Here is a 24995-nt window from a genome sequence, read left to right on the forward strand (position 1 = left end):
GGACGGAGGGATACCTCAGGGGCGCGTCCATTATGTCATGCCAGCCGCGGCCCATCAGGAAGACAGGAACGGGCCGCCCGGCAAGCGGGTGCCGGGCGGCCACTGTGTGGAGGATCGGGATGGACGCGGGTCTAGCCGTCGAAGGTGTCGTCGTGGACGGACCAGGTGCCGCCGGGGTTCCAGTAGAGGTCGCCCGCAAACACCCAGATCTGGTCGAAATCCTCGATCCAGACCATCGTGCCGTAGTTGAAGCGCTGGTAGGCGCCGTGGCTTCCGCGCTCAGGCTCGACAGCCCACCCAAGGCGGTCGCGGACGCCCGGCACGTCACGCCAGACCTTGCCGAAGCCGCGCACGGGCTGATAGAGCCCCGCAGGTGGGGTCAGACGCGGGTCGGAGTCCGCCTGCCCTTCGTCCCAGGTGTCCGCGTAGCGGGCGAAGGTGCCGTCGTCGTAGAGGACGAGGATGGAGCGTTCCGGGTTGTAGACGTCATCGACGTCGACCCAGATCATCGTGCCGCGCTCGAAGCGTTGGTAAGCCGTGCGGATGCCCCGCTCTCCGGTCGTGTCATCCGGGCAGCCGAGCGTGTCGCGAACCTCCCGGTTGCTGCTCCAGAGCGTGCCGAAGCCGCGCACGGGTACCGTCGGGCAGGACACCTGCCAGCTCCCGTAGCGCCAGTGCTGGTAGTGCAGCCCGACGTTGCCCATCTCCACCTTGAACGGGTCGGGGTTCGACGGCGTGTAGGTCAGGCAGCGGCGCTCGAAGCACTGGACGAGGACGTCGGTCTCCTGGCCGTTGAGCAGTGTCTTGGTCCAGTACGGCTCGGTGAGCGGGTAACCGGTGACGAAGACCCAGTCGGCCGGCGCCACCAGCGGGGAGACGTGCCGGGTGAGGAAGTCGACGAAGACCTCGGGCAGGTTGTGGCCAACCGTCTCACCCTGCTCCCCGGTGTAGGTCACGTACGCGCCGTACCGCAGCCCGGCCGCGCGGCGGGACAGGTCGAACCCGGTGGTGCCGTCCCGGTCGACGGTGGCCGTGATGATCTCCCCGGTCCGATCGGGCGCGCTGCCCATCAGCCGGCCGAGGACCTGGTAGGTGGGTGTGTTCCAACTGAAGGGGTCACCGGCGACGGGAATGCTGGCCGGCAAGACCGTGGTGTAGATGTCAGGATCCTGGCCGACCTGGATCCGGCCGGTCATCATCTCGTAGACGAGGCGCCCGTTGGTGATGTACCAGGGGTCAGACGGATCGCCCGACGGATCGTTGATCTCCATCCGGCTCTTGTCGAAGTAGGCGACGAGGCGCCGGTTCTCCTTGAGCGGCGCGTAGGTGTACGGCTCGGTCGTGACCCGGTTGGCCTGTGGCCCCCAGAGCCAGGACCGGTCCGTCTCGCCGGCTGCCACTGGCCCGTCGGTGCGCTCCCAGAGCGCGACCATGGCCGGGCCCAGCTCCGCCTCGGCCGCCCCTACACCCGCGACGGGTACCACCAGCGAGGTGACCAGGACCACCAGCGCCAGCAGCGCTCTTCGCATGGATATCCCCTTGCACTCCAGTCCGTCCCGGCGACCGGACGGCACACGCTCCGGCCGCGCCCGCGCACCGGACCGCCTGGTGCGCGCTGGCAAGCTCAGTGTCGGAAGACAAGGTTCGGCGAAGGTTCCCTGAGGAGACGGGAACGCATGCCGGTTGGTGAGGGGCGGATCGGTAAGCAAATATGCTATGATGCTTAGCAAACGGGGTGGCAAGGAGGAAAGAGATGGCAACCCGAGTCAAGGTGAGTAGCAAGAATCAAATCGCTGTGCCTGCGGCGGTTCGCAAGCATTTGGGAATTCAGAGCGGCGACGAGTTGCTGGTCGAAATACGAGATGGCTATGTCATTCTCATACCTGAGCCGCGTGACTACAGCAAGCGCCTGCGGGGGCTGCATCGCGAGATCTGGCAGGATGTCGAGCCACAGGAGTACGTTCGGCGGGAGCGCGAGGCGTGGCAGGGCTAGATGCTGCGCTACAAGGCTATCGACGCATTGGAATAGATACGCCGATCTTCATCTACCATATCGAAGGTTCCACACGATACGCCGAGCTAGCCGCGACGTTACTCGACGGGGTGGCTGACGGCGTATTCGAAGGAATAACGTCAGTCCTGACCCTCATGGAACTGACCGTCAAGCCACTCCGCATGGGACGAGTGGAGGTCGCCGACGAGTACGACGTGCTCATCAGCAACTATCCACACCTTCATGTCGTCGCGATTGGCTATCGGGTGGCCCGCCTCGCAGCTCAGCTCCGCGCTCGCTTTCGCCTCCGTCCGGCCGATGCGCTCCAGATCGCCGCTGCCGTCGATCACGGCGCCGAAGCATTCGTCACCAACGACCGAGATCTCCGTCGTGTCAGCGTGATTCCAGTTCTGCTCCTCGAGGACTTCATCCCCGGATAACGGTGGCTCGCCACCATTCCGGGAACCCACCGGGAACCCTCGTTCGTCATAATAGCGGAGATCAGACACGCTCTGCGTCGTCTGACACGCGTGAGATCTTGACGGGAAGGGATCTCGGGGTTACGTGCGGATCCTCGTGGTTGATGATGACCCGCGCATCCGGGAGACACTGGCCGGACCGCTCGGGGCCGCGGGCTATGACGTCACGGCGGTGGGCGATGGCGCGGCGGCGCTGGCGGCTGTCGAGCGGGAGCGGCCGGACCTGATTATCCTCGACGTGGCGATGCCGGGCATGGACGGCTTCGCCGTCTGCCGCGAGTTGCGCGCCTACGAGGAGTTGAGCGGGCTGCCGCGCACGCCGGTGATCTTCCTGACGGTGCGGGATGACTTCGCCTCCGAAGAGACGGGGTTCCAGGCCGGGGCCGACGACTACGTCGCCAAGCCCTTCTCCATCCCGGCGCTGCTGGCGCGGGTGCGCCTGCGATTGCCGAACGCGCCGGTGCGCGTCATCGACGACTACCTGCGTCTCGACCTGACGACGCGCGACGTGGCGGTGCGGCGGGATGGCGTCTGGCAGCCGGTACGGCTTCAGCCACTGGAGTACGCCCTGCTGGAGCGGCTTTACCTCAACGCCGGGATCTGGATCTCGCGCTCCGACCTGCTGGAGCAGGTCTTCGACCGGGACGACGAGGACACCAAGGCCGTCGAGAAATACATCCACTTCCTCCGGCAGAAGCTGGAGCCCGATCCCAAGGCACCGGTCTACATCCAGAGCATGCGCAGCGTCGGCTACCGGTTCAAGCCGCTTGACCGTGCAGTCTGACGGATGGGCGCAGTGGACTGGCTGACCCGCTCCTGGGAGGTGACCGTGCGGCTTGACCCGCTCTGGACGGTCATCCTCCTCATCGGAGCGATCGCGGTGGTGTGCGGGCCGCCGCTCGCGGTCAACGCGCTCTGGGTGCTGCGCCTGCGCCGCGCCCGGCAGGCGACAGCTGCCTTCCACCGACTGGTCGATGCACTCCCCTGCGGCGTCGTGCTCGCCCAGCCCGACGGCCGGGTGGTGCTGCTAAATGGGCAGGCGGCCGACCTCTGGCCGGGGCTGGCGCCCGGGGCGCTGCTACCGGACGCCATGGCGCGGCCGCCCGGCTCTGAGGGCACGGTGACGAGCCGCCTGGTCGATGCACCTGGCGGGAAGCGCCTGGCGGTGCGGATCCATCCGCTGGCGACACGCCGCGGCTGGGAGACGCTGGTGGTGCTCGAAGATGCGACGCGACGGCAGGAGGAGGCTGACTTCGTGACCGCGCTGATCCGGCAGGTTTCGCATGAGTTGAAGACCCCGCTCTCGGTGATTCGGGGACATGCGTCGCGCTTCGCCGAGGCCGACGTGACCGACCCGGCCGAGGCGCGCCGCGCCTGGGCGGTGGTCGACGACGAGGCGACCCGGCTTACCGGGTTGATCGACCAGGCGATCCTCATGGCCCGGTTCGAGATGCCTAATCCGCCGATCGAGGCTCGGCCGCTGAACCTGCGCGCCGTCTGCGAGGAGGTGGTGCTCGACCTGGCGGAGCGGGCCGCGCGGGAGGGCAGTGAGGTTGACCTGGAGGCAGAGGACGGCGCGTACCACGTCCGGGGCGACCGGGGCGCGCTGCGGCAGATGCTGCTCAATCTGGTGGACAACGCACTGAAGTACGGCGGACCGGGCGTGCGGGTCGTTCTCGGGCTGCGACAAGATCCCGTCGCGGGCCGGGTGATCCTGACGGTGCGCGACTCCGGCCCCGGTATCGACGCGGTCGATCTGCCGCTCGTGTTCGAGCGCGGCTTCCGCGGTGGACAGGCGCGCGGCAGCCGGGTCGGGAGCGGGCTCGGGCTGGCGCTCGTGCGCTCGATCGTGACCTGGCACGGTGGAACCGTCGAGGCCGCGAGCGCGCCCGGTCAGGGGACAACCATCACCGTCCAGTTGCCCCGGCACGACGCCGGCGGCTCGACGGCCGCTCCGGGCGCGGCCGTTGCGGTGGGGGAGCGCGGGCAGTGACCCGGATCTGCAAGCTGCTGATTCTCCTCATGCTGCTCGGGTTTGCCTCCGCGTGCAGCGTGTCGGTCCGGCCAGTCGACGACGAGGCCACCCCGACCGCTACGGCGGGCACATCCGGGCGGGTCGGTTCGGTGCGCTCGACACCGGTGGCATCCGTCACCGTGACGCCCCAGCCGTCCGGGGACACGCCGGTCGCGACGGAAGTGTCCGAGACGCCGACGCCGACCACGGCCGGTGAGGTGCCGACTCTGCCGCCGCCACCCACCGCCCGACCGATGCCGACCATGCCTCCGAATCCCGCTCCGTCTCCGAGCCCGACTCCGACGGCCAGGCCGGAGCCGACCGCGCCTCCGCCGGTGACCCCCACCCCTGCCGGTCCGCTCGTCTGCGCTGAGCTGCCGGTGCGCGGCTTCGGCCTGGTCTGGCACGACCAGCCTGCCGTCGCGCGGCAGATCGGCTGCCCCGTCGAGCGGGAGGTCGGCGTCGCGGCACGGGTGCAGCCGTACATGCATGGGCTCATGGTCTGGCTCGACATCCCCCATTGGGCGCCTGGAGTGGACAGTGTCCCCTGGGTCATCACGTTGGCGGGCAACCACGCCGCCCGGCACCGCGTGCCGGACGTCGGTCAGGACTGGAACCCGGAGGCGGCTGCGCCGACCGGTGCGTTCGCCTGGGTCTGGGAGAACGTCTACACCGACCGCGAGCGGCTGGGCGAGGCGACCGCTGCGTACTGGGCAACCGACGCGGCGCTCCAGCGCTTCGAGCGCGGCACGATGCTGTGGCTGCGCGAACCCGGCAGTGGCGTGCCGACGATCTACGTCATCGAGGCCGACCTGGCTGTGAGCGCCTACGGGGTGTTCCAGTCGTTCGTCGACCGGAGCTTCAGCTAGTACTAGGCAAAATGTCCTCATTCGCTTGACCGATGGGCCAGTGGTTTCCGGGACCAGTGGCACTGTGCGGCGCCGTGGTGGGGATCTATTCTCGAAGCGTGGCCGAGTGCCCGCGGAGAGGAGAGACGACAATGCCCCAGACAGCGAGTCTTGTTCCGCGCTTCGGAGATCTCGACCTGGTCGGCACCGAGCACGCGATCGTCGCCAGCGTGGTCCATCAGCACTGGGGGCTGGTTGAGCCTGTGGCCAACTATGATCCGGAGACGGCCGAGTTGACGCTGCGACGGCTGCAGCACAACGAAGGGCGCGCCGGCGATCTTAAGGCGCTGGTCTTGCGGTACGTGCTGAGCCGACGCGCCGCGGGGCTGCCGGTCATCCCGCCCTCGCCAGCGTAGCGACGTCTCCCTGGGCGGGGCGGCTGCTCGCTCCCCGGCCGGTTTCATACGAACATCAGGTAACCTCCCAATCAACGGCGGCCCACGTGGCCGCCGTTGAATTTAGAGGTGGGCGCACGGTACCCCTCACCCCCGACCCCTGTCCCAACCTCGGGGGAGGGGAGGATCTCGGGTGACACATGACGGATGACGCATGACGCATGAGACATGACATTCCCCCTCTCCCAACGTTGGGAGAGGGGGTCAGGGGGTGAGGGCCGTCCTCACGCACTACGCACCACACCTCACGTGTGGATCTTGTGGCCCTCGCGCGCGTCGTAGGAGAGGATGAGGGGCTCGTCCTCGTCCTTGCGGGTCTCCAGCCAGATGCGGCGGTCCCAGAGACGGTAGATGTGCTCCATGGTCTTCTGGGCGTAGTGCAGGTCGAGCTTCTCGCCGTCCCAGACGTGTCGCAGGTAGAGCTCCGAGTTGCCGTTGTAGTCGCCGTCCTCGACCTGGATCACCGGGAAGCCGTGGTTGGTGAGCTGGGCGCAGAGTCGCTCGCGGACGGACTCCCACCTCTTGTCGACGATGACGAGTTCGTCCCCGACCCGCTGGTAGAGGTAGAGGTCGAGATCCTCCACCAGCTCCTCAGTCAGGTAGTTGCGGATCAGGGAGACATCGCTCTCGACCTCCCGAACCTCGAAGAGCTTGGCGCGACCGTCCTCGCCGGCCTCGTTGGCGCGGCGCTCGATGTCCTCCAGGATGCGGTAGCCGAGGTGATAGGGGTTGATCCGCCGCGGGGAGGGCTGGAGGATCGCCGCGTGGAGCTGGGCGAACTCCAGATACTCGTCGGTGCTCAGATCCAGCTCGCGCATGATCTGGGCGTGCCAGTAGGAGGCCCAGCCCTCGTTGATGATCTTGGTCTGGAGCTGGGGGTAGAAGTAGAGCATCTCGGTGCGCACGATCGAGACGACATCCCGCTCCCAGTCGTCCAGGCGCGGCGAATGGGTGAGGATGAAGAGCAGGAGGTCGCGCACCGGCTGGGCGGGCCGCAGGCGGGACGAGTCCTCGTCGGAGGGCTCGGGTTCCGGCTCTCCTCGCTCGTCGAGGCGGAAGAGGTCGTCGTAGGTGCTGGCGGGCCTCCGCGGCGCCTCCGGTTTGGCCGGCTGGACGTCCTCAGGGGTGATGTAGGGATCGATGTGCTCCTGGATGGACAGGGCGGCGTCGAGCAGCCGTTCCACCTCATCGGTGCCGTGCTCGAACTCGTAGCGGCGGATGCGGTCGGCGTTCAGGCTGACGGTGTCGACCATGCGTCGCGATGTCTTGGCGAAGTGGGCGTTGTTGGCGAAGAAGTCGCTGTGGGCCAGCACATGCGCCGCCACCAGCTTGTTCTGGAGCACGGTGTTCGTCTCGAGCAGGAAGGCGTAGCAGGGATTGGTGTTGATGACCAGCTCGTAGATCTTGCTGAGCCCGTAGTCGTACATCGTCTTCTGCATCTGGTACGCCTTACCGTGTGTCCAGTGCGAGAAGCGACCGGGCATGCCGTAGGAGCCGATCTCGTACATGACGGCGGCGGGCACGATCTCGAAGTGGGTCGGGAAGGGGCGCAACCCGAGCTCCTGCGCGACCTCCCAGATCTGCTCGATCCCCTCCTGCAGTTCCTGCATGTAGCGCTGGGTGGGTCCTGTCTGATGCATGGGCCTCTCGCTTCCTCAACCGCGCGTGCATCCAGGAGCGCCGGCGCGGCTCCGTCCGACGCCGGCGCTCCTGACCCGCGCGCCGCGCTACACCTCCTTGGCGGCGCGGCGCGCGGTGCCGGCTCCGACCTCGGGGCCGAAGAACCGGCGCAGGGCGGGGTAGACCTCGGACTTGTCGCCGATGGTCACCGTCACGAACTTTGGGCTGTCGAGCTGCTGGAACGTGTGCATCAGCGTGCTCTGGTAGGAGTACCGGCCCTGGCGGATCTCGCCGTAGCCGAACAGGTTGCACTGCTCCAGCAACTGGTCGGCCAACTGTCGGCAGAGCTCGTTGTCCGACGGCCAGTTGTCACCGTCGGAGAAGTGGAACGGGTAGATGTTCCAATTGGCCGGGTTGAACCGCTGCGCGATCAGATCGAGCGCGAGCTGGTAGGCGGAGCTGGCCTTGGTGCCGCCGCTCTCGCCGCGGGTGAAGAACTCTTCCTCGGTGACCTCCTTGGCCTCGGTGTGGTGGGCGATGAAGACGATCGCCACCTGGTCGTACTTGGTGCGGAGGAAGCGGACCATCCAGTAGTAGAAGGCGCGGCTGATGTACTTCTCGAAGGTGCCCATCGAGCCGGACACGTCCATCATGGCGATGACGACGGCGTTCGACTCGCGGCGGATGTCCCGCTCCCAGGTCTTGAAGCGGAGGTCGTCGTTCTTCAGCCCGCCGAAGCGCGGGTCGCCTCGCTTGGCGTTCCGCTTGATGTTCTCGCGGATGGTGCGCTTCTTGTCGAGGTTGGCGTACGGTCCGCTCTTGCGGATGTCGGTGAAGCGGACGACCTCGGACTCGAGCTCCTGGAGCCGCTTCTCCTCCAGGTTGGGCAGGAAGAGGTCTTCAAAGACCATGTCCGCCAGCTCGTCCATCGTCAGCTCGGCCTCGTAGTAGTCGATGCCCGGCTGGTCGCCGGCCTTGGGGCCGCGGCCCGGCCCCTGTCCCTGGCCGATGCGCTCGAGCACGTCGCCGACCTGGGAGTTGCCGTCCCCCTCGCCCACCTGCTGCTGGTCGTTGGGGTCGAAGCGGAATTTGTACTCCTCTAGGGTGCGGATCGGCACGCGCACGATCTTCTTGCCGTCGCTCGTGATGATCGACTGCTCGCTGACGATGTCGGCCAGGTTCTGGCGGATCGCCTCTTTGACCTTCTGCTTGTGGCGTGCCTGGTCGATCGCCCCCTTACGGTGGAGGGACCAGTCGTTCTGCGTCAGCGTCACCGTGAACATCGTGGGACCCCCTCGGCTACCGGTTGAGCAGCGCGCCGACGTACTTCAGCAGCTCGTTGGCGCAGACCGGGCAATAGCCCTGCTCCCGGATCAGCCGATCGACCACGTCGTTGATGCGGCGGAGCTGGTCGGCATCCGGAGTCTTGGTCGACGTGGTGATCTTGACCACGTCGCGCAGGTCGGCGAACAGCTTCTTCTCGATGGCCTCCTGCAGGCGCTCGTGCGACTTGTAGTCGAACGTCTGCCCGCGGCGGGCCAGCGACGAGATGCGGATCAGGATCTCCTCACGGAACTGGCGCTTGCCGTTCTCCGTGATGCCGATCTGCTCCTCGATCGAGCGCATGAGCCGCTCGTCCGGCTCCATCTCCTCCTCCGTGACGGGGTCGATCACCTTGGTCTTGTTGCAGTAGGCCTCGACGTTGTCGAGGTAGTTGTTGAGGAGGGTGCGAGCCGATTCCTCGAAGGAGTAGACGAATGCCTTCTGCACCTCGCGCTTGGCCACCTCGTCGTACTCGCGGCGGGCCTCAGCGATCAGGTTCAGCAGCCGTTCGTGCTCCTCACGGGAGATGCTCGTGTGCTGCTCCAGGCCGTCGCGCAGGCTGCGCAGGGCGTCGATCGCGTTGATGCAGGTGACACCGTCGCGCACCAGCGCCGCTGAGAGCCGGTTGATGACGTAGCGGGGCGAGATGCCCTCCATGCCCTCGCGGTCCGCTTCCTCTTGCAGCTCCCGCACATCCTTCTGGGTGAAGCCCTCGACCGCCTGGCCGTCATAGAGCTTGAGCTTCTTCATGAGGGTCATGCCGGCCTTCTTGCTCTCCTCCAGGCGGGAGAGAACGGCGAAGGTCGCGGCCGTCTCCAGTGTGCCGGGCGAGATGTGGATGTCGCGGATGGCGCTCTGCTTGAGCAGCTTCTGGTAGATGCGGACCTCGTCGGTCACGCGCAGGTTGTACGGGACCTTGACCAGGATGATGCGGTCCTGCAGTGCCTCGCTCTTCTTGTTGCCGACGAAGGCCAGGTATTCATGCTCGTTGGTGTGGGAGATGACCACCTCGTCGGCGTAGATCATCGAGAAGCGGCCGGTCTTGATGTTCTGCTCCTGCGACAGCGTCAGGAGCACGTAGAGGAAGCGCTCGTCGGTCTTGAGCATCTCGACGAACTCGACCAGCCCGCGGTTCGCGATGTTGAGCTCCCCGTCGAAGCGGTAGGCGCGCGGGTCGGACTCGGTGCCGACCTCGCCGATGGTGGAGAGGTCGATGCCGCCGACCAGCTCCGAGATGTCCTGGCTCTTGGGGTCCGACGGGGTGAAGGTACCGATGCCGATACGGTGCTTTTCGGAGAAAGCGACCCGCACCACCGGGACGTCCTCGTGGCGTCCGGAGAAGGGCTGGCCCGGCCGGCTCCACGGGTGGTTCTCGTTGCGCTCGGCGTTCTCCAGTTGGAAGCGGCACCAGGGGCAGAGCTCGCCCTCGATGTAGACACCGTAGTCGGTCATCAACTCGGTGCGGATCGACTCGGGCACGAGGTGCAGCGGCTCTTCGTGCATCGGGCAGCCCTTGATGGCGTACAGGGCGCCACGGTCGTTCCGGGTGTAGCGCTCCAGCCCCCGCTTGAGCATGGTCACGATCGTCGACTTTCCGCCGCCGACCGGCCCCATGAGCAGGAGGATGCGCTTGCGCACCTCGAGCCGCTGGGCGGCTGACCGGAAGTACTCGACGATCTGCTGGAGCGACTTCTCGATGCCGAAGATCTCGTCGTGGAAGAAGGCGTAGTCGATGGTGCCGTCATCCCGCTCGGTCACGCCCGCGTCCTGGATCATGTTGAAGATGCGAGCGTGCGCCAGTTGGGCGATGGTTGGGTTGGCAACCACCATGTCGAAGTAGTCGGCGAAGGTGCCCTCCCAACTGAGCTTCTGCTCTTCCGCGCGAAAGGATTCCAAGCGTTCGACCAGATTCATCGTCCGTACCTCAAATTATCCCGCCCGCGCAATAATCACGGGCCAAGCATGTCGGATGAGCGATTACGTGCGGGGCTTTCTCGGAAGAAGAGCGCCGGCCGGCCGCCGGCGGGGCCGGTGACGCGAGCCGCCCGGGGGCGAGCGCCCACCCGGGCTCTCCGAGAGTGATCGTCGAATGTCCCAGGAAGTTGGCGGTAGGAGGTTCGTGAGGATCAGGCCGCGCCTGCGGTCGTCACCGCACGGACCACATCCGCTCGGTGTCGGTTTGCCTCCGCGAGACGGTTCCGCCGCGTGCCCCGCGGGCATCGTGTCGCGTCGTGGACCGGTGCCACGGGCGGATGCGTCGCCTGCGAGACCGTGTCTGACGGCGCGCCGGTGCGCTGGGTACGATCCGCGTCATTGCGGTAGCGGCTCAGCGTCGAGCCGTACAGGGGCGCATCCATTCGCGCCGGATACGAGGCCACGCTGCCATCTTCGGTCCCGGATTATGGCCTCTACACCCTCCGGGTAACGCATAAAGCGTGCCGCTTCTTGGTGCGCTGCCGTTGCGTCAGGGCCCAGGCCTGGGCTGTGTGCTGGATACTCGCGAAGCGGCTCGCTGTATGTTGAGTTAACGTCCGTACACTCCCGGTGGATTCATGTTAATTGTGACAGAGCGGGGTTGACGTTTTCAAGGCAGGAGCGCGCCGGGATTACGCGGCGAGCGCGTCGTCGCGTGGGCGCACCACAAGTGCTACAGTGGGCGCGCAGATGCGGGATTGAGCGACGAGCAGGGGTTGTGTGGAAGGGATAGCCGCATGGGACGCTGGAAGGGCGGCGCGCAGTGCGCCGTGATGCTCACCTTCGATGTCGATGCCGAGACGCTGTGGCTGGCGGGCGATGCGACGCGGCTCAACCAGCCTGGCATGCTGTCGCAGGGCACGTACGGCGCGCGGGTGGCAGTGCCGCTGATCCTCGACCTCCTCGAGCGCGCGGGGATCCGCGCGACCTTCTTTGTGCCCGGTTGGACGGCGGAGACGCACGCCGACGTGATCCGCGCCGTCCACGAGCGAGGCCATGAGATCGGCCATCACGGCTACCTGCACGAGCAGCCGACCGCGCTGGCGCCGGAGGAGGAGGCGGAGGTCCTGGTGCGCGGGATCAACGCCCTGCAAGCCATCAGCGGAGAGGCACCGGTGGGCTATCGCTCTCCGGCCTGGGAGTTCTCGGCCCACACGCTCGACCTCTTGCAGCGCCACGGGTTCCGCTACTCCTCGAACCTGATGAGCGACTTCGTTCCCTGGGTTCACCCGGGGACGGACATCGTGGAGCTTCCGGTCCAGTGGTTGCTCGACGACGCGCCGTTCTTCCTCTTCGGGAGCGGGCGGACCCAGCGACCGATCCAGCCCGCGGCGGTAGCCTACCAGGCCTGGACCGAGGAGTTTGAGGGGATCTACCGCCACGGCGGGCTGTTCAACCTGACGATGCACCCCCAGTTGATCGGCCGTCCGGGGCGGCTGCTGATGCTGGAGCGGCTGATCGAGTTCATCCGCGGCCACGAGGGCGTCTGGTTCGCCACCGGGCGCGAGGTCGCGGAGTTCTGGCAGCGGGAGGGATAGGCCCTCACCCCCTGACCCCCTCTCCCAACCTTGGGAGAGGGGGAACGCGATGCCTCATGTGTGTGCCGGTTCCGTAACGACTGCTGGCTATCCCGGTCGGCTCCCCTCTCCCAACTTTGGGAGAGGGGCCGGGGATGAGGGCCGTCCCCCCTCTCCCACGAGGGGAGAGGGGGCGAGGGGGTGAGGGGCCAGCCCGTCACCCCAAACGCGACTTGAGCCAGGCGATGACAGCCTCGGAGTCCTTCCGCTCGGGCGGGATCGCGTCCCAGAGGGACTCGAAGTAGTCACGGACGCGGGTTACGACCTCGGGGCTAGTGAAGCGCAAAGCGACCCGGTTACTGCTGGCTTCCTGTGGATCACTGTCGGCCAGCGGGTAGATCAGGGCGCCATCGGTCCCCTTAACGAAGAAACCGAGCGGCGGCATCTCGTCCACGAGGCCGATCCGGAAGCGCGGGTTGCTCTGGAGCAGATCGATCGTGGCCTGGACATGCGCGCGCACGGTCTTGGGGGAGAAGGCGAAGCGCATGCCCCACTCACCGGTCGTCAGGTAGCGTTCGAGGCTGGCCAGCGGATAGATCGTGCGAGACTCGTGCTCCTGGAGCGTCGCGAAGATGGCCGACTGGGTCGATGAGGCCCACCATCGCAGGAGCCGGGGATCGGGGAACTCGACGCCGTAAAGGAGGCGGAAAACCCTGAAGTGATCCAGTCCTGGCGCTCCGGTGACGGTCGAGAGCCGGTGGGCGACGCAGATCCGATCGCCCGGGAGCTCCTCGAACTGGGTCCAGGTGCGAGCGAATTCGAGCGGAGTCAGGCCAACCTCGTCGATGGTGCTCAGAACCTCCGGGGCGGCCTCGGGCAGGCCGCGCATGGCGAGAGCCGCCTCGGCGGCACGCTGGCGCGATGCCACCTGCTCCTGTGGCTCGGTCAGCCGACGCAGCGCATCGAGCAGCGCGCCCCGCGCCTCGAGGCCGAGCCGGCCGAACTCGGCCCAGGTGTCCTCCGGGACGCCGACCCGGCGCAGGTAGCTGCTCAGGTCCCGATCAAGCTCCGTCGCCGTGCTCTCGAACGAAGTGAAATAGTTGATCTCGACCTCAAGCGCCTTCGCAAGGCGTGCGAGCGTGAGGTACGAGGGGACGTTCTGTCCCTGTTCCAGGCGCCAAACCTGGGAGCGCGAGACACCTGACTCGGCCGCCAACTGGGCCAGCGTCCAGCCGCGCCGCTCACGCAAGGCGCGCAGTGCCGGGCCGATCTGCTGGCGTGAACGCCGCAGGACGGCACCGCTCTGCTCCGCCGTGTTCATGGCATCTCCCCCTCATGGCAGGGCGCGGCGCCGCTCCGCCCGTTGACCGGCGGTGCACCACCAGCAGTTCGCGCCAGCCGCACCCCGTATTGACTTCACCGCCCAAACCGAGCCCTGACGCCGTTATGCTGGGCATTACGTATAACGAATAGCCCTTTGAGGGGATGCGTGTCTAGCAAAAATGGGCTAATTCGGGGGTGCCTCAGCATCCGTGACCAGTGGCCGGGACGGTCCGTCTGGCCGTCTCTGGTGAGTACCAACGGCTCAGGCGGCAGATACGTCCGGTTGTGGTTTCGATCCGCGGGTGCGATACTGCAGCTACCATGACACAAGTTGGAGAGTTGGTCCTGGCTCGGGTCTGGCATGCGCAGTGGCTGGCCGATCGGCTCCGCACGACCGACGGCCGGCCACTGCGCGTGGTCTATCGCGGCGTCTGGACGCACGGCGCCGGCCCGGACTTCACCGGCGCCCTGCTCGACCTGGACGGCACCCTGGTGCGCGGGGACGTCGAGGTGCACGTCCGCGCTGCGGGATGGTACGAGCACGGCCACCATCGCGACCCGGCGTACAACGGCGTCGTGCTCCACGCCGTGCTCGACCCCGACCCGGGCCGCCCGGCGCGCCGGCAGGACGGGGTGGTGGTGGCGACGCTCGCGCTGCGGCCGTACCTGCTCGGTCCCATCGAGCAGTTCAACCCGGGGCCGGCGTTGCGCCCACTGGGGGCGATCGGCTTCGCGCACTGCGCGCCGGCGGTGGCGGCGACCCGGCCCGATGCCCTGGTACGGGTCTGGGAGGCCGCGGGGGACGAACGGCTGGCCGGGAAGGTGGCGAGCATTTCCCAGGCGCTGAGCACGGCCCCGCCCGCTCAGGTCCTCTACGCGCGTCTGCTCGACGCCCTCGGCTACAGCCGGAACCGGGAGGGGATGGGTGCGGTCGCCGCGCGCCTGCCCTACGACCATCTGGAGGCCCGCCTGGTGGGGCGGTCACCCCGTGAGCGCTGGGAACGCGCGGCCGGGCTGCTGCTCGGCGTGGGTGGGTTTCTACCCCTCTCCCCGCGTGAGGCTGCCCTGGCCGACATCGATCCGGCCACGGCCGTGGCCATCGAGCGCCAGTGGCAGCGGCTCGGCGGGCCGTGGCACGACGCGCGCCTGCCGCCGACCGTCTGGACGCTGGCCCGGCAGCGGCCCGCGGCGCACCCGCTGCGGCGGCTGTTGGCGCTGGCGGTGCTCCTGGCGCGGCTGGATGCCGGGCTGGTGGGGGATCTCACGGACATGTGCCTCGATCCCGACCCACACCGGGCGCTGCGCCGCTGGCTGACCGACACCAACCCCTACCTCGGCGCGAGCCATGCCCACGAGATCATCGTCAACGTAGTTGTGCCGTTCTTGTTGGCCTATGGGGATCAGACGGGAGACGACCGCCTGTCTGCAGCGGCGGCCGACCTGTGGGACCGGCTGCCGGCCGGGGCCGGCAACGCGCTGGTGCGGAAGACGGTCGAACAGATCTGCGGGCCGCATCGGGTGCCGGTCCGCAGTGCCAGGGCCGAGCAGGGGCTCCTGCACCTTCAACGCACTGGTTGCGCCCCGATGCGCTGCTACGAGTGCCCCGTGGCGCACCTCGCCCTGGCCGAAGAGGGCTGAGCGACAGCCCGCGTGGCACCAGTACTCGCGCACTGACGGAGTGGGGCCTTGTGTCTGGGGGCTCTGGTTGCGCTGAGTGACTGGAGAACGGAGCGCCGGACGCCACGTCCGGCACGGGCTGGCGCCCGGCCTAGCGTCCGGCAGCAGCGGTGCGGGCAGGTTCCTCGTGATTGGGGGGGCGCGGAGCTGGACTTCTCCGGTGGGCAGAAGACGTAGCCCACCCCGCGGACTGTCCGCACGTAGATCGGCGACGACGGCTCGGGCTCGATCTTCTCGCGCAGCCTGCGGATGTAGACATCCACTCGATTGGACTCGTGCAGGAAATCGACGCCCCAGGTGCGCTCAATGAGCCGCTTGCGGCTGACCGGAGTGCCGCTGCTCTGCATCAAGTGCGCCAGGATCTGCATCTCGGTCGGCGTCAAGCGCACCGGCTCCCGATCGCCGACCTGGAACGTCAGGTCGCTCATCGAAAGCGTGGCATCCCCGACGCGGAGCTCTGTGCTGGCCTGCTGCCGGGCTTGGTGCTGTGCGCGACGGACCACAGCGCCGATGCGGGCAACGAGTTCGCCGGGATCGAAAGGCCGCTGCACAAAGTCGTCGGCGCCCCGGGCGAAAGCGCGCACCTTGTCCTGCGTCGTGCCGCCCTGCGTGACGAAGATGATCGGGCCGGTGTAGCCACGCTCGCGCAGCGTCTGGCAGAGGGCGATCCCGTCCATCTCGGGCAGGGCGAGATCGAGCAGCACGAGGTCTGTCTCGGCACTGAAAACCGCCCGGAGGGCGGCTGGGACGGAGTTCGCATGGATAATCTCTCGATGCCCGGCCTCGGCGAGCACGAAGGTCAGGAATTTGGCGTTCATGGCGTCCGCATCGACGATGACGATGCGCATGCGTGTCTCCCTCCCCCGGCCAGGGGTCCCGCCTGGTGCCCATCGCCTGGCGTGTGTTTGTGCCGCGTCCGTGATCCCGTCGGCCGCGGCGGTGGCGCTGCGTGCCTCCCCGGATGACGCTACCCTCGAAGGTTGCGTCGCGCGGAAGCGGTGCTCGTGCTGTGGGCGCCTCGGCGCGCTGTTGGTTGGTTTCGGGAGCGTCGCTCCGTTGCAAAATGTCTCGCGGTAGCGGCGCGCCCGTACACGTAGCCGCTATGCTCCGAACCGTTTCTCTTGTCACCATTACGTGACGAAACACTGTGGCAAGATCTATGCCCGCTTTGTATTGCGCAGCGTCGCGACGCTCATTTGCGCGTCGCGCCACAGCCGCGCGATGTGCCGATGCGGTGCTCTCCATGTCAGTCCGCCCGCTCGTCCAGCACCCGATGCGGATGTGAAAAGCGTGCTGCAACGGACCGGGATTGTGGGGTGTGCGGGATGAAGCATGGTGTTGAGGTACCGCGGACGGTGCGGGGCGCCGCCCGGCGGCGCCCCGCGGATCGGCTAGCCCTCGGGTGAGGGGCGCTCGGTGTTGGGGGTGGCCGATGCCGGAGACCAGCTCGGCGCGTCGCTGGCCGGGAACGACTCTTCCGACGCCTGCTCCACGGCATCGGCGAGCGCCCGGTCGTGGTCGCCCTCCCGAAACTCCTCGATCATCTTCCGGATGAAGGCCGGGAGGTCATTCGGGTTGCGGCTGGTGACGATACCCTGGTCGACGACGACCTCCTGGTCTACCCACTTCCCGCCGGCGTTGCGGATGTCCGTCTGCAGCGAGGGGTAGCTCGTCAGGGTACGGCCTTCGACGACGTCGGCCTCGACCAGCATCCACGGCCCGTGGCAGATCGATGCTACCGGCTTGCCCGAGCGAACCATCTGCCGGACGAACTGCACCGCCTTCTCGTTCATGCGCAGTGTGTCCGGGTTCATTACCCCGCCGGGCAGGAGCAGTGCCTGGAAGTCGTTGGGGTTGGCGTGGTCGATGGTGAGGTCGACGTCGAACTCCTCGCCCCAGTGGTCAAAGTCCCACGCCTTCACCTTGCCACTCTTGAGCGCCACGATCTTGACCTCGGCGCCGGCTTCCTGCAGCGCCTTCATCGGCTCGGTCAGCTCAACCTGCTCGACCCCGTCGGTCAAGAGCGCGGCCACCCTCTGTCCCTTGAGTTCCTGCTGCGCCATGGACGTCTCCTTCCCTGGTACGTTCTTCTCGATGCGCTCCGCCATGGGCAGCGCGCCCCTCACCATGCAGACCCCGTGCCATCCGGCGACAGCCCCGGCGCCAGCCGAGACGTCTGCTTCCGGCGGGTGGGCTATACTGGGGCGGTGGGAGCCAGAGGTCCGGACCGAATTGACGAGGGGGGAGCAGATGACGGATACGTGGTCGCAAAGGTGGTCTCGGCGCGGGAAACTCGCCGCGAGCGGGTCGGCGCCGTCGCGGGTGGCGCCACCGGGGATGATCTCGTTTGTGTACGGTGATCCCGATGTCCCGAGCTTGCCGCTCGAGGAGATGGCCCAGGCCGCGGAGTATCTGGCGGAGAACAACCGGCGCGACGCGCTCGCGTACCAGAACGCGATCCAGGGCGACGAGTTGAACGAGTCATTGGCTCAGAAGCTCGCCCGTGACCAGGGCATCCACGTCAGCCCTGAGCAGATCTTCGTCAGCCACGGGGCGAGCGCGGGTCTCTCCCTCCTGTGCGACATGGTGCTCGATCCGGGCGATGTGGTCCTGGCCGACGCGCCCGCCTGGATGGGGGCCACCAACATGTTCCGGCTGGCAGGCGCGGAGGTCATTGGCGTGCCGCTGGATGACGACGGCATCGACCCGGCCCGGGTTGAGGCGGTGCTGGACGATCTGGCGCGCCAGGGGCGCAAGCCGAAGTTTCTCTACACCATCCCGACCTTCCAGAATCCGGAAGGGGTGGAGCTGAGCCTGGAGCGCCGCCACGCGCTGGCCAAGCTGGCCGACGAGCGCGACCTGCTGATCGTCGAGGATGACGCGTACGTCGACCTGCGCTTCAGCGGCGAGCCGAAGCCGACGCTCTTCAGCCTGTCCCAGCGCGGCAACGTCCTCTTCTCCGGGACGCTGTCCAAGACCATCGCGGCCGGGCTGCGGCTCGGCTACCTGGTTGGTCCGGCTGACGTGATGGCAACGATGGCGCGCGGCGCGGTGGACACCCTTCGCAACACCTACACGGCGGCGCTGGCCGACTGGTATCTGCGCTCGGGCAAGCTGGAGGCGCACATCATCGAGCTGCGCCAGATCTACCGCGAGAAGTGCGAGCGGATGCTGGCCGCGCTCGAGCGGGAGATGCCGGAGGGCACGTCCTGGACGCGGCCCAACGGTGGCTTCTTCATCTGGCTCACGCTACCCGAGGGCGTGGACGCGGTCGACATGCTGCCGGCGGCGCGCGAGGCGGGTGTGGACTACATCCCGGGCACGGCCTTCTATAGCGACGGGAGCGGCCGCGGCAACCTGCGCCTCTCCTACAGCGGCGTCACGCTGGAGCAGATCGACGAGGGCATCGCGCGCCTGGCGAAGGTGACACGCGCAGCGCTCGCGAAGGCCGGGGCGCCCGCCGACTAACCCGGGCGATCACGGCAGCCGGCGGGGCCGTTTCGATGGCATCGCCACGGTGATGGGTCGGGGCGGGGCGATGCCCCGCCCGTCTGGCCACCGGCCGAAGACGGTTCACACCGGGTGGCACTGGCCCTGCAAGGCGCCGTCAGACGGGTACTGAGCGGGCGACAATGGCGCGAGGCCCGGGCGGGACGGAGCACACGGAGTGACGTTCAGGATCATCGGTCAGCCGGCCGAGCCCGCCATGTTCGATCTCCCCTGGACGGTGCCGCTGGCCGAATGGCCGCGGGACCGGCTGGTGCAGGTCGTACGCGGCATTTCGCGCCACGTCGTCCGGTTCATCTACGAGGGCGGGATCCTCTACGCGCTGAAGGAACTACCGGTCGAGGCAGCACAGCGTGAGTACCGGTTGCTCCGCCAGCTCGCCGCGCGCGACCTGCGCGTGGTCGAAGCGGTCGGTGTGGTGACCGATCGGACGCACCGGGACACCGGTGAGCCGCTCGGGGCCATCCTCATCACCCGGCACCTGGAGTACTCCCTCCCCTACCGGACGCTCTTTACCAGCCCCGGGATCTCGGACCTGCGCGGGAGCCTGTTGCAGGCGCTCGCCGAGCTGCTGGTCCAGCTCCACCTGGCGGGCTTCTTCTGGGGCGACTGCTCCCTGTCCAACACTCTCTTCCGCCGCGACGCCGGCACCCTGGCCGCCTACCTGGTCGACGCCGAGACGAGCGAGATCCACCCGACGATCTCCGACCGGATGCGGGAGTACGACCTGGAGATCGCCCAGGAGAACATCGCGGGCGAGTTGCTCGACCTGGAAGGGGCGTTTGGCCCGCTGCCCGGGATCGACCCGTTCGAGACGGCACGCGCGCTGCACGACACGTACAACAGCCTCTGGTCGGAGCTAATGCGGGAGGAGATCTTCCGGCCCGGCGAGCGCTACCGGTTGGAGGCGCGCCTGCGTCGCATCAACGAACTGGGTTTCGATGTCAAGGAACTCGAGCTGGTCACCACTCACGGCGGCACCAAGTTGCGCCTGCAAACCCACCTCGTAGAGCCGGGGCACCACCGGCGGCGCCTGATGATGCTCACGGGGCTCGACGTGCAGGAGAATCAGGCCCGCCGCCTGCTCAACGACATCATGAGCTACCGCGCGCGGCTGGAACAGATGACCGGGCGCCCGGTGCCCGAAGCGGCGGCGGCCTACCGCTGGCTGGACGAGGTCTTTAAGCCGACGGTGGAGGCGATCCCGCCCGACCTGCGTACCAAGCTGGAGCCGGCCGAGTTGTTCCATCAGATCCTGGAGCACCGCTGGTTCCTGTCCGAGTCCGCCAAGCGGGACGTCGGGATGGAGCGCGCCGTGCGGTCGTACGTCGAGAACGTGCTCCGCTTCGTGCCCGATGAGCGGACGGTGCTGAGCACACCCGAACTCGACCCGAGCGCGGTCGAAGGATGAGACGTATTGCCTGTTGCGTACTGCGTATTCCGTATTTTTCTTCTCAGGTCTTGGCTTCTCCCAGACGGATCTGGCGGGACACCGAGCACGCAACACGCAACACGCAACACGGAACGCGCAGTACGCAATACGGCGTACGCACTACTCCCAGAGGGCTAGCTGATGTCCGCGGCGCTTCGGCACCGCCAGTATCCGTTTCGCGGGGGCCGTGCCCGGCCGCCCCGCATCCTGATCGCCCGGCCTGATCATCTGGGCGACGTGCTCCTGACCCTGCCGGCCGCGAGCATGATCCGCCGTGCCATCCCGGGGGCGCATGTCGCCTTCCTCGTCCGTCCGGATGCAGCGGCGGTCCCGCGCCACTGCCCGGATGTGAGCGAGACACTGACTGCCCCGTACCCCTCACCCTCGGCCGACTTCGACCGCGAGGCGTGGCAGGGGCCGGCCGCGGTGGTTGCCCGCGTTGTGGCACGTGGGCGGTTCGACGTGGCCATCCTGGCCCGACCGGCCGACTCGTGGTCCGGCGCGATCCTGGTCGCAGCCGGGGTTCCCCACCGTATCGGGTATGCCGATCCCGCCACACTCCCCTACCTCACCGAGGCGGTCCCGCGCGTGGCTGGCCGGCACGCGGCGGAGGAGGCGGTTGCCCTGGCGATGCGGGCGCTGGCTGTGCTGGGTGTCCGGCAACCGACCGACCCAGCGCCGGTTGTGCCCCCTCGCTGGCGGGTGACGCCGAGCGACATCGCCGAGGCGGATCAGGCGCTGGCGCGTGTGGCCGAAGTCACCGGTGACGCGCCCATCGTCCTCCATCCCGGCGCCGGGTGGCGGCTGAAGCTCTGGCCGGCGGAACGCTGGGGTGCGCTGGCAGCGGCGATCCATGCCCGCTTCGGCGTGGCGCCACTGGTGACGGCGGGGCCTCAGGAGACCCTGCTGGCGGCCCGCGTCGTGGAGTGCGCAGGAGGGGCAGCGGTGCCGCTCCCGGCGCCGGTCTCGCTCGGCGGGCTGGCCGCGCTCTACCAGCGTGCCCGCGTTGTGGTCGCCACCGATAGCGGACCCCTCCACCTGGCGGCGGCGGTCGGCGCCCCGGTGGTCGGGCTCTACGGCCCGGCCGACCCTGCCGTCTCCGGGCCGCTGGCTCCGGCTTTTCGGGCACGGGTTGTGCGCGTTTCGCTGCCGTGCAGTCCTTGCGGGCTGGTGATCGACCCACCCTGCGGCGCGATCGAGCATCCCGCTTGCGTCACCGGCGTCGATGTCGGGTCGATGCTTGCCGCCGTGGCGGCCGTGCTCGGATAGCAGGGAAGCGAGTTCCTGTCCCGGTGCCCCGTACGTTCTGGGGAGACACAACGCGTGTGGTGGGCACAGAGTCACGGCGTGCAGCGTGGCAAGAGTGGCACTGCCGCAGCGGAACGTGATATGGTGCACAGGACGCGCCGGGCGTACCCGCCCGGCGAAGACAGGCCACAACCCGCCGGGGTTCTCACGTCCGAGTCACACGCTGCCTCGTCTCCTGACGGCACCGGCTTTGCTCGTGTACCGGGAGCCCTTGCGTGGGCCGGAGGAGGTGCATGCAGCACCCGCTAAGCTGGGCGTACATGACCACGCCCGCGGACCAGGCAGACGTCTGGGGTCCGTTCGCAATTGCTTATCTGGTGCTCTTCTCGCTTGGCTTCATTGGGTCGCTTGGTGTCGTCACCAACGCCGAAGCCCGGTTCGGACGCCCAATCCGGGTGAGCGACACCGTACGCCGCGCTTGCAGGGTCCTCCTACCCATCTTCGCAATCGGACTTCTCTTCTTCCTCTTCCGCGTCTTGCGTGTTTCTGCCTATAACCTCTCAATCCGACTCTGGCTCTACCTCAGCCTCGCGGCGGTCGTGGCGGTGGTGGCCTACTTTGCCTCCGCGTCGGTGCGAGCCAAAGTTCCGATCGGCCGGTTGTGGTCCCGTGGCACCGCGGACGGCATCGACCAGCACGCTCAGCGTGTCTACGCGCGCTTCGCCGTCGTGCTCTTTGCCAGCTACATGGCGGTGGCGGTGGCGCTGTACGTCTGGCGCGGCATCTTCTTCCACCCGGACCGCTGGGCGGTGCTGCTCTTCGTCACCGCGCTCCTGCTGGGTCAGTGGAAAGCGTTCCTCCGCGACTGGATCCCGGTCGTGTTCCTCATCTTCGGCTTCGAGTTCATGCGGGGCATGGCCTACGAGTTCATCCAGGAGCAGAACCGGACCGTCCACCTCGCGGAGCTCATCGCCGCGGACAAGGCCTTGTTCGGCGGTCACATTCCGGCCCTCTGGGTCCAGCAGCGGTTCTACGTGGAGGGCACGATCCACTGGTATGACGTGATGGCGGCGGTGGTGTATGCCCTGCACTTCGTCTTCCCGCTCCTCTTCGCCTTCCTGGTCTGGATCGGCTCCAAGGAGCACTTCTGCCACTTCACGCTCGCCTTCCTCCTGATGACCTATTCGGGGTTCGTGATCTACCTGCTCTACCCCGCCGCGCCGCCCTGGCTGGCCAACGAGTGGGGGGCGATCGAGGGGTTGGTGTTCCCCTTCAACCAGGTCTGGAACGCGCTCATCCCGCAGCCGCTCGACAACTTCGACGCGATCCAGATCTGGAACGGGGTGAGCGGCAACCCGGTGGCCGCCATGCCGTCGTTGCATGCAGCCTATCCCTGGATGACGATGCTCTTCGCGATCAAGTTCTTCCGGAAGTGGGGGCTGCTCTTCATTCCGTACAACATGGCCCTGTGGTTCAGCGTGCTCTACCTGGGTCACCACTGGGTCATCGACGTGCTCGCGGGCATCGCCCTGGCAACCCTGTCGTATGTGTTGATGGAGCTTGCCTGGCCGAAGATCCGGCGCCTCGCGACGCGCGCGACGCGCTCCCGCACCCCGGCGCGGGTCGAGGCCGTAGCCCCGCCGGTCCGCCTCGTCGAGCCCCGCCAGCGCGAGGAGTGGTAGGCCGGTGGCCGGGATGGGTGGTGTACGAGTCTCGGTACCGTGGCCTGTGCCCGGGGTTCACCCCCGGGCTCATACCACGACACGGAGACCCTCACACCACCCATCCTGGGCCCCTGCCGGGCGCGTTCATCCGTCAAAGCCGCATACCCACGCCAAGATGGAGGCTGGCCGCCACGGCCGCGGCTACCGAGGTTGGGCCGGGCGAGTGCGCCGGCGACGCCCATGCTTATGGTGCGTAGGATCAGCCGATCTCGGCGCCGATCTCGGCGAGGAAGTCGGCCAGGCGGTCGTACCAGGCGATCTGGTCGGCGAGGGTGAAGTGGGCGTTGGCCGGGCTGGGGTTAGGCACGACATAGAGGCGGGTTGGGCCAAGTGAGTGCGGCTGGGGACCGAGATTGCGCGGAACCTCGGTCAGCCCGAGGGCATCGCGGACGAACGCGCGGTAGCCCGTGAACCCGTGGAAGCAAGCGACGCGGGGCTGGTAATGCTCCAGGCGCTGGCGCAGTTTGGGTGCCCAGATGCGGTAATCGGCGCGGCTGAGTTCGGCTGCTCGGGCGCTGGGACGCTTCACCAGGTCGGTGAACCCGATGCCGAACGCGAGCAGCCGTGCGTCGTCGGTGGGTTCAAGCCGGTCGCGACCGAGCGCGGCGCGGATCGGCTCGCTTAGGCGGGATTGCGAGAGGGCGGGCCAGAAGCGGTTAGTGCGGCGGGCGAAATAGTGACCCTGCGCGGCAGAGTAGGTACTGGGGTTGATGCCGATGAACACCAACGGCATCTTTGGTGCGAGGTAGTCAGGCAGGACCGCGAAGTCGCTGTCTGTGTCCATCCGCTCCCCTCCGGTGCTCATCCACCATGCTGGAGGCAGTATAGCCCGTGCCGGTCGGATGGCCGGCCATCCACCGCGCGAGCCGCGGCGTAGCACCGTAGAGGGCGCGGTCGGGACCGCATGGCGTGCGCGACGGCCTTCACCCCCGCGGCCTGGCCTCCGGTTGGCAGGCCGGGCGCTCGTGGCGCTTTTTTGCCTCTTCCAGGCGGCGGACGGGCTATCGCGTTTCCTGGCCATGCCGCGTACGCTAGTCTCGTCGCTGCCGCTGGACGGAGGGTTGCCTGTTGGCGGCAACCGAGCACCTGGACGCGCCGCTCTGGGCGCGGCCCTCCGGGTGAGGGTGGTAAACCGTCAAGCTGATGGCGGCAAGACAGCGCGTCGCGGAAGCGGGGGTTTGGGAGAAAGGGGCGTCATGATCAAGCAAACCGTGGTTGCCGCTGTCATCGGGGTCACGATGCTGCTGTTGGTGAGCGGCGTAGCGAGTGCCCATGTGACCGTGTGGCCGCGGGAGGCAAACGCGGGCTCGTTCGAGAAGTACACCGTGCGGGTGCCGACCGAGAAGGACATCCCCACGGTGCAGGTGGAGTTGATCTTCCCTGAGGGCCTGCGGGTGAGCAGCTTCCAGCCGAAGCCGGGCTGGACCTATGAGGTCCAGCGGGATGCGGCCGGCAACATCACCGGCGTGATCTGGTCGGGTGGCTCGATTGGACCGGGCGAATTCGACGAGTTCGCCTTCGTTGCCGCCAACCCGGAGGAGCCCGGAGAACTTGTCTTCGTTGCGCATCAGACCTACGCCGACGGGAGCGTCGTCTCCTGGGAAGGCCCTCCCGGCTCCGAATACCCGGCCTCGGTGACGACGATCGTGGCGGGTGCCGCTGACATGAGCGGCCACGCGGACACGGTGCCGGTGGATGAGAGTGCCGGCGTGGACGATAGCGGCGCGACAACCGCCTCCGACTCCGGGAGTGGCCCGCTCGGCGACGCTGGTACCTTCTGGCTCGCGGTCGCAGCCCTGGGGGTGGGAGTCGTCGGTGTTGTCCTCTCTGTCACACGGCTCCGGCGATCCGCATGAGCGGC

Annotated in this window: 21 protein-coding genes; 13 read left to right on the forward strand and 8 right to left on the reverse strand. The window is 67.7% G+C overall.

Annotated features, from left to right (window positions below; genetic code table 11):
* Nucleotides 1-131 precede the first annotated feature (131 nt).
* Nucleotides 132-1529: a hypothetical protein gene (locus STHE_RS18280; protein WP_012873705.1), complete on the reverse strand. Its 1398-nt coding sequence runs from the start codon at nt 1527-1529 to the stop codon at nt 132-134.
* Nucleotides 1530-1753: 224 nt separating this feature from the next.
* On the opposite strand from STHE_RS18280, the gene STHE_RS16345 reads away from it, so the two are divergent.
* The 6 genes from STHE_RS16345 (at nt 1754) to STHE_RS16370 (ending at nt 5750) form a co-directional block, all read left to right on the forward strand.
* Nucleotides 1754-1993, forward strand: a complete 240-nt coding sequence (locus STHE_RS16345) for an AbrB/MazE/SpoVT family DNA-binding domain-containing protein (protein ID WP_012873706.1) — start codon at nt 1754-1756, stop codon at nt 1991-1993.
* Nucleotides 1981-2433 carry a type II toxin-antitoxin system VapC family toxin gene (locus STHE_RS18635; protein WP_012873707.1) on the forward strand — a complete coding sequence of 151 codons (453 nt, stop codon included), beginning with the start codon at nt 1981-1983 and terminating at the stop codon, nt 2431-2433. The genes STHE_RS16345 and STHE_RS18635 overlap by 13 nt, the downstream gene beginning before the upstream one ends.
* Nucleotides 2434-2557: 124 nt before the next feature.
* Nucleotides 2558-3256, forward strand: a complete 699-nt coding sequence (locus tag STHE_RS16355; RefSeq protein ID WP_012873708.1) for a response regulator transcription factor — start codon at nt 2558-2560, stop codon at nt 3254-3256.
* Nucleotides 3257-3268: 12 nt separating this feature from the next.
* On the forward strand, nt 3269-4465 hold the full coding sequence (locus STHE_RS18290; RefSeq protein WP_012873709.1) for a sensor histidine kinase: 1197 nt from the start codon (nt 3269-3271) through the stop codon (nt 4463-4465).
* Nucleotides 4462-5355, forward strand: coding sequence for a hypothetical protein (locus STHE_RS16365; RefSeq protein WP_012873710.1), 894 nt, complete (start codon nt 4462-4464; stop codon nt 5353-5355). Before STHE_RS18290 ends, STHE_RS16365 begins: the two co-directional genes overlap by 4 nt.
* 131 nt (nt 5356-5486) lie before the next feature.
* The gene (locus STHE_RS16370; RefSeq protein WP_012873711.1) at nt 5487-5750 is read left to right on the forward strand and encodes a hypothetical protein; all 264 of its coding nucleotides are present in this window, start codon (nt 5487-5489) and stop codon (nt 5748-5750) included.
* A 284-nt stretch (nt 5751-6034) separates the two neighbouring features.
* Here the strand turns inward: STHE_RS16370 and STHE_RS16375 are convergent, their stop codons facing one another.
* From STHE_RS16375 to STHE_RS16385, 3 genes are all read right to left on the reverse strand, one after another.
* On the reverse strand, nt 6035-7429 hold the full coding sequence (locus tag STHE_RS16375) for a SpoVR family protein (RefSeq protein ID WP_012873713.1): 1395 nt from the start codon (nt 7427-7429) through the stop codon (nt 6035-6037).
* A gap of 87 nt (nt 7430-7516) precedes the next feature.
* Entirely contained in the window at nt 7517-8692 is a 1176-nt protein-coding gene (gene yhbH, locus STHE_RS16380) for a sporulation protein YhbH (RefSeq protein WP_012873714.1), read from the reverse strand.
* 16 nt (nt 8693-8708) lie between these two features.
* On the reverse strand, nt 8709-10646 hold the full coding sequence (locus STHE_RS16385; protein WP_012873715.1) for a PrkA family serine protein kinase: 1938 nt from the start codon (nt 10644-10646) through the stop codon (nt 8709-8711).
* A gap of 797 nt (nt 10647-11443) precedes the next feature.
* Between STHE_RS16385 and STHE_RS16390 the strand changes: the two genes are divergently transcribed.
* Nucleotides 11444-12244, forward strand: a complete 801-nt coding sequence (locus STHE_RS16390; RefSeq protein WP_012873716.1) for a polysaccharide deacetylase family protein — start codon at nt 11444-11446, stop codon at nt 12242-12244.
* A gap of 196 nt (nt 12245-12440) precedes the next feature.
* On the opposite strand, the gene STHE_RS16395 is transcribed toward STHE_RS16390, so the two are convergent.
* Nucleotides 12441-13544: a helix-turn-helix domain-containing protein gene (locus STHE_RS16395; RefSeq protein ID WP_012873717.1), complete on the reverse strand. Its 1104-nt coding sequence runs from the start codon at nt 13542-13544 to the stop codon at nt 12441-12443.
* Nucleotides 13545-13867: 323 nt separating this feature from the next.
* Between STHE_RS16395 and STHE_RS16400 the strand changes: the two genes are divergently transcribed.
* The gene (locus STHE_RS16400) at nt 13868-15184 is read left to right on the forward strand and encodes a DUF2851 family protein (RefSeq protein ID WP_012873718.1); all 1317 of its coding nucleotides are present in this window, start codon (nt 13868-13870) and stop codon (nt 15182-15184) included.
* On the opposite strand, the gene STHE_RS16405 is transcribed toward STHE_RS16400, so the two are convergent.
* Entirely contained in the window at nt 15139-16071 is a 933-nt protein-coding gene (locus tag STHE_RS16405) for a response regulator transcription factor (protein WP_012873719.1), read from the reverse strand. The genes STHE_RS16400 and STHE_RS16405 overlap by 46 nt on opposite strands.
* 543 nt (nt 16072-16614) lie before the next feature.
* The gene (locus STHE_RS16410; protein ID WP_148220142.1) at nt 16615-17286 is read right to left on the reverse strand and encodes a type 1 glutamine amidotransferase domain-containing protein; all 672 of its coding nucleotides are present in this window, start codon (nt 17284-17286) and stop codon (nt 16615-16617) included.
* 274 nt (nt 17287-17560) lie between these two features.
* On the opposite strand from STHE_RS16410, the gene STHE_RS16415 reads away from it, so the two are divergent.
* From STHE_RS16415 to STHE_RS16430, 4 genes are all read left to right on the forward strand, one after another.
* A complete protein-coding gene (locus tag STHE_RS16415; protein WP_245534913.1) occupies nt 17561-18691 on the forward strand; it encodes an aminotransferase-like domain-containing protein in 1131 nt (376 codons plus the stop codon).
* 199 nt (nt 18692-18890) lie between these two features.
* Nucleotides 18891-20141, forward strand: coding sequence for a DUF4032 domain-containing protein (locus STHE_RS16420; RefSeq protein WP_012873722.1), 1251 nt, complete (start codon nt 18891-18893; stop codon nt 20139-20141).
* 162 nt (nt 20142-20303) lie between these two features.
* Nucleotides 20304-21431 (forward strand): glycosyltransferase family 9 protein, encoded by a 1128-nt coding sequence (locus STHE_RS16425; protein WP_012873723.1) that lies wholly within the window; start codon nt 20304-20306, stop codon nt 21429-21431.
* Between the two features lie 272 nt (nt 21432-21703).
* Entirely contained in the window at nt 21704-23092 is a 1389-nt protein-coding gene (locus STHE_RS16430) for a phosphatase PAP2 family protein (protein ID WP_012873724.1), read from the forward strand.
* Nucleotides 23093-23333: 241 nt separating this feature from the next.
* On the opposite strand, the gene STHE_RS16435 is transcribed toward STHE_RS16430, so the two are convergent.
* Nucleotides 23334-23918 (reverse strand): mismatch-specific DNA-glycosylase, encoded by a 585-nt coding sequence (locus STHE_RS16435; RefSeq protein WP_012873725.1) that lies wholly within the window; start codon nt 23916-23918, stop codon nt 23334-23336.
* 412 nt (nt 23919-24330) lie between these two features.
* Here STHE_RS16435 and STHE_RS16445 point away from each other — a divergent pair, with 412 nt between their 5' ends.
* Complete coding sequence (locus tag STHE_RS16445; RefSeq protein ID WP_012873726.1) at nt 24331-24990, forward strand: YcnI family copper-binding membrane protein; 660 nt, start codon at nt 24331-24333, stop codon at nt 24988-24990.
* Nucleotides 24991-24995: the final 5 nt, after the last annotated feature.

The sequence above is a fragment of the Sphaerobacter thermophilus DSM 20745 genome, from assembly GCF_000024985.1.
GTDB lineage: Bacteria > Chloroflexota > Chloroflexia > Thermomicrobiales > Thermomicrobiaceae > Sphaerobacter > Sphaerobacter thermophilus.